The following is a 5,021-nucleotide window of genomic DNA, read 5'->3' as shown; positions in this document are numbered from 1 at the left end:
AAATTAATGGGGGTGTGGTTTTTTGGAGTTGGGTAATTAAATCTTGTCCGCTTTGGGTGCGGTAGATGTTTTCATTGACACCTAAAAAAACGCCTTCGATTTGGTCGTCGAGTTCTTCGCGGTCGGTGATAATTAAGACACGGGCATTAGGATTAAATTCCCGAATCCATTTGGTTAACCAGACCATTGTTAAGCTTTTTCCACTACCTTGAGTGTGCCAAATTATGCCACCTTCTTGGCGGTTTATGTGGTCTTGGGCGGCTTTTATGCCTAGATATTGGTGAGAACGACAGAGTTTTTTGATACCAACATCAAAGAGGATAAAGTTATAAATGATGTCGAGAAAGCGGTGTTTTTCGCACAGTTGTAGCAGGTGTTTATCTAAAAGTTCTGTGATATGTTGATGACTGTCCTCTTTCCAAGTTAAATAATATTTTTCTGAGGTTTTTGTTGTTCCATAACGTAGTCCTTGGGTGTCGTTACCTGCTGCGACTAATTGAATTGTGTTAAAAAAGGATTTAATAAATAATGATTCTTGATTATCTAGGTTTTGACGGATAGCTTCAGAAACGGGTACGGTGCTGCTTTTGAGTTCGAGAACTGCTAACGCGATGCCATTAATGTATAAAACTATATCTGGTCGTTTATTATTTTCGCCTTTGATGCTGACTTCTTCGGCGATGTAAAAGTTGTTTTTTAAAGGTTCTTGCCAGTTTATCAGGTAAACGCTTTGAGTTTTTTCACCTGCTTCTGGTTTGATGTTGATACCGTAACGCAATAAGCCATAAATTTCTTTATTGATGTTGTAGAGGTTTGGGGTTGTGTCTGTGGTGAGTTTATTTAGTTCGTGAAGGGCTTTGGTGATGATGTCTTGATCATATTTTTGGGTATCGCGTAAAAATGCGGTGAGTAGGTCGGTTTCAACGTTGCTGTTATTCTCGCGTTTGTGCCAATTTCCTAAGTATTTATAATCTAGTTGTTGCTGGAATAGTTGCACTACGCGGTTTTGGGTTGCGCGTTCTGGTTGTCCGACTTGACTCATTACGTTATTCTTTGTTAATGATGGTTGTTAATCGTTTAGATATTTTACTTTGTATGAGTTTATTGGTGTAATGGTATTTTTACGTAAAGATGCAAATAATATCTTATATGTTATTATTTAAGGTAATTAACTAATTGAGCAAACCATAAAAACATAACTGAAAATTTACAGGAGAACAAAATCAATGATCAGTTTAGAAATGGCAATTGCTAAAATTAAAAAATTACCTGTTGAACAACGAAATGAGGTGATCAAATTTGTGGAGTTTTTAGAATTTAAAGCGGAAAATATTGGTTTAAATGCAGCAGATGAAAACCTGCCAGAAAAACAAGTTTCTTTTGCAGAAGTTGCACAAGAATTTATAGGTTGTTTAGATAGTAATTTGGAAGATTTATCTTATAATTCCAAATATATGGAAGGGTTCGGTAAATAGTGCAGAAAGGTATAATTATAGATACAGGAGTTTTAGTAGCTTTTCTGATGTCTAGGGACAAATTTCATGATTGGGCTGTAAATTCACTCACAAATATTGAATATCCTTTGTTGACTTGTGAAGCTGTTTTAACTGAAGTTTGCTTTTTATTACAAAGAGTTCATTCAGGACGAGATAAAGCTTTAGAATTAGTTAGACAGGGATATATTGATATTTCTTTTTGTTTAGATCAAGAAATTGAAGCAGTGGAAATGTTAATGCAGCGTTATGAATCTGTACCTATGTCGTTAGCAGATGCTTGTTTAGTGAGAATGTCTGAAATTTATACAAATTCTGCAATACTGACATTAGATAGTGATTTTATCATTTATCGTAAACATCGCAATCAAATCATTCCTGTAATTATGCCAGATTTTTAATTGTCATGGTGATGATTGAGATGTAAGTTCCAAAGCAGCCGCTAATATGTCATCATCAGATTCTAGCTGATCTAAATTATCTACTTTGATATGTTCTATAATTTGACGGTGAGCTATTTCATATTGAATATTTATTAAGGTGCGTGCTATTTGGTGGGTGATTTTTTGCCAATCTTCAGATGAAGCTGTTGCATCTATATGTTTTAATGCTGTGTAAGCTTCTACTGGTAAATAAGATAAAAATTTTAAGGCTAAAGTAATATTTTCCATTGGTGTCATTTTTTCCTCTTTATACAATAATCGTCAATAATCCGATATTGTAGGGGTTTAGCATTGCGTTTTACCCCTACCCCTATATAGGTTTCGCGCAAGGTCGCAAAGGAGCAAAGTCGCAAAGGAAGATGATATAATTAGGCCTAAGATCCCCGACTTCTGTAATTAAAATTATACTTAAAAATAAGTTAACAAAAGAAGTCGGGGATCTGAATTCTCGTTTTTCCTGTTAACAGTTCTTGCATCATTCCCTGTTTTATCGCTTTGTATTTGTCGCGGTTTTTTTCTAATGCTTCTATTTCTTTATCTATGTCGCTGAGTATTTCAGATATGGCTTTTTGTTCTTCTATGGTTGGGGGAAATTTAATTTCCAGATTTTTTAAAGCATCTTGATTTATATTTGTGTTTGCACTAACTGTACTACTATCAATAATTTCTTTTCTAAAACCTTCTTCATAAAAACAATATTGTTTGTATCCTAAATCTAATAAATCGAAGTCTCTAAACCTAATTAAGAAACCACTATAAACTGAATTATTTAAGTCTTCTAGTACAACGGAAGTAAGTCCAACTCCTTCAGGTTTAACAGAAGAACGAACAAATAAAATATCTCCTTTTATTAAATCATAGTCATTTCTTTCTTTTTGGCTAGAATTTACCAATCCTAATGATAAATTATTTGATAATCTTGTTTGTCCAAAAATATCTAAAAGATTTACAAATGGATATCCAAAACCAAAGTCTTCCTTTCCTTTGTTGATACCATTCTTAAATTTTCCAATATCCCCCAATTTCTTCATTTCCCACTTACCGCTAAAACCAGGTAAGCGTTTTTTACCTGTGAGGAGTTGCTGCATTGTCCCCTGTTTGATGTTACGCTTTTTGGTAATAAGTTGATCTATGGCTGTAATTAAGTTATCTACATCACTCAGTGCGTGAGCGATCGCCTTTTGTTCAGAAAGCGGGGGAAGGATAACTTGCAGATTTTTTAAAGCTTCTTGATTTATATTTGTATTTGCACTAACTGTACTGTTATCAATTAATCTTTTTCTAAAACCTTCCTCGTAAAAACAATATTCTTTATAGCCTAAATCTAGTAAATCAAAATCTCTAAATCTAATTAAGAAACCACTATAAACTGAATTATATAAGTCTTTTATTACAACAGAAGTTAGTCCAACCCCTTCAGGTTTTACAGAAGAACGAACAAATAAAATATCTCCTTTTCTTAAATCGTAGTCATTTCTTTCTTGTTGATTAGAATTTACCAATCCCAATAATAACGTATTTGATAATTTTGTATGTCCAAAAATATCTAAAAGATTTACAAATGGATATCCAAAACCGAAATCTTCCTTTCCTTTATTAATACCATTCTTAAATTTTCCAATATCTCCCAATTTCTTAACTTCCCAATCATCAGGAATAACCCCCAATTCACTAATTTTATAACCATCCTTAATATTAATTTCCATTACCAAACCATCCCCATATTTTGCAAATGTCCCTCAACCTTCCTAGTCAAAATCTCCACCTCAGAAGTCAACACAGATAAAGGCAGATCATAACGTTCCCCCAACTCCTTAATTCGTTGCGTCAACCGTTGAGAAATCCGATCCATTTCGGCAATTATCCCCTGTTTTAACGTTGTCATCCATTTATCATTAACCACCAGAGTTTTAACTTCCTCCTCCGTTAATTCCCCATATTTTTTAATCACCTGATTATGTAAAGATAGAGTTATATCCTTAATTTGTTTACTAATTTCTGCCTCCGCTTCAATCAATTTCAAATAACTTTTTAACACCTTTAACTCATCCGCATCTGCAAAAAGGGGATTTTTCTGAATTTCCTTAATTCTCACATTAATATTAGTCTTGGTAACTTTCCCACTGTCATTAGTCACTTCACTTAATAAACCCTCTTCTCCACCATATTCTTCTTGTATTTCTTCCTGTTGTCGGATAATGTCATCCTTTTGCGTTTCCAACTGGGCAATTTTCCCCTGTTCCGTGAGAAAATAGCGGTTAATCATCAAATTTTCAGGAATCAATTCACAGACAAAATCTATAGTTGCACCTTTTTTATTCGTGATAGCTGTTGTTTCAGCTTGCCAACCATCTTCCACTAAAATATAAATATCATCCTTCATTGTTTCCAGCCAATATGTCATCAAATGCTGATAAACGTCATACTTATCAATCAGGTTTTTATCTGCAAATGCTGTTAACAAATCTTCCGATAGAGTGTAAATAATTTCCTTGGGTTTATCTCCTGGTTGGATAGCTTTTAATAAAGGTGTGTGTTTATTTTCCCAACTTGCAAAAACCGCTTGAATTTCTCCACTATATTGCCTAAATTCAGGATGATTAAAAATGCAGGTTTTCACCTCAGACACCGCAATTTTTAACTGTTGATATCCTCCCCGATTTGTCGGTGCAAATAAATCTTGTTCCAGACTGGGGTAAACTTGCCAATAATCCTGTAATGCTGCAATATCGCGCTTTGGTATTCCTCCCAACAAATGCGCTTCAATGTCCTGAATATCTTCCTCTTCTTGAGAGTCAATATAGCGGGGAATATTCAAGTTATAATCATTGTCTTGAATTTCCTGAAAAGATACCATACGAGCATATTTGGGAACTTCTAGCTGTTTATTAAAAACATCCACAATTTTATGGATATCCTGTTCCCGCAAACGGTTTTTATTGCCATCTTTCACATAAGCCTTACTCGCATCAATCATAAAAATGCTTTGACGATTTTCCGCATTTTCTTTATCTATGACAATAATACAAGCAGGAATCCCAGTTCCATAAAATAGATTAGGAGGTAAGCCAATAATGCCTTTAAT

6 protein-coding genes are annotated in these 5,021 nt (G+C 34.1%); 2 read left to right on the top strand and 4 right to left on the bottom strand.

What is annotated here, in order from left to right; all coding sequences use genetic code 11:
• Positions 1–1,042, bottom strand: a 1,042-nt coding sequence (locus tag VB694_RS23815; protein ID WP_323362814.1) for a type I restriction endonuclease, incomplete at its 3' end; no start/stop codon positions are given.
• A gap of 184 nt (positions 1,043–1,226) precedes the next feature.
• On the opposite strand from VB694_RS23815, the gene VB694_RS23810 reads away from it, so the two are divergent.
• Positions 1,227–1,475: a hypothetical protein gene (locus VB694_RS23810; protein WP_323362813.1), complete on the top strand. Its 249-nt coding sequence runs from the start codon at positions 1,227–1,229 to the stop codon at positions 1,473–1,475.
• Complete coding sequence (locus tag VB694_RS23805) at positions 1,475–1,894, top strand: type II toxin-antitoxin system VapC family toxin (RefSeq protein ID WP_323362812.1); 420 nt, start codon at positions 1,475–1,477, stop codon at positions 1,892–1,894. The genes VB694_RS23810 and VB694_RS23805 overlap by 1 nt, the downstream gene beginning before the upstream one ends.
• Positions 1,895–1,897: 3 nt before the next feature.
• Here the strand turns inward: VB694_RS23805 and VB694_RS23800 are convergent, their stop codons facing one another.
• The 3 genes from VB694_RS23800 to VB694_RS23790 all read right to left on the bottom strand — a co-directional run.
• A complete protein-coding gene (locus VB694_RS23800; RefSeq protein WP_323362811.1) occupies positions 1,898–2,173 on the bottom strand; it encodes a hypothetical protein in 276 nt (91 codons plus the stop codon).
• Between the two features lie 182 nt (positions 2,174–2,355).
• The gene (locus VB694_RS23795; RefSeq protein WP_323362810.1) at positions 2,356–3,642 is read right to left on the bottom strand and encodes a restriction endonuclease subunit S; all 1,287 of its coding nucleotides are present in this window, start codon (positions 3,640–3,642) and stop codon (positions 2,356–2,358) included.
• The coding region (locus VB694_RS23790) for an N-6 DNA methylase (RefSeq protein WP_323362809.1) at positions 3,642–5,021 on the bottom strand (1,380 nt) is incomplete at its 5' end. The genes VB694_RS23790 and VB694_RS23795, both read right to left, overlap by 1 nt.

The sequence above is a fragment of the Anabaena sp. UHCC 0451 genome, from assembly GCF_034931405.1.
Classification (GTDB): domain Bacteria; phylum Cyanobacteriota; class Cyanobacteriia; order Cyanobacteriales; family Nostocaceae; genus RDYJ01.
The sequence above is the reverse complement of the archived record's forward strand: the minus strand, read 5'-3'. Positions and strand labels throughout refer to the sequence as shown.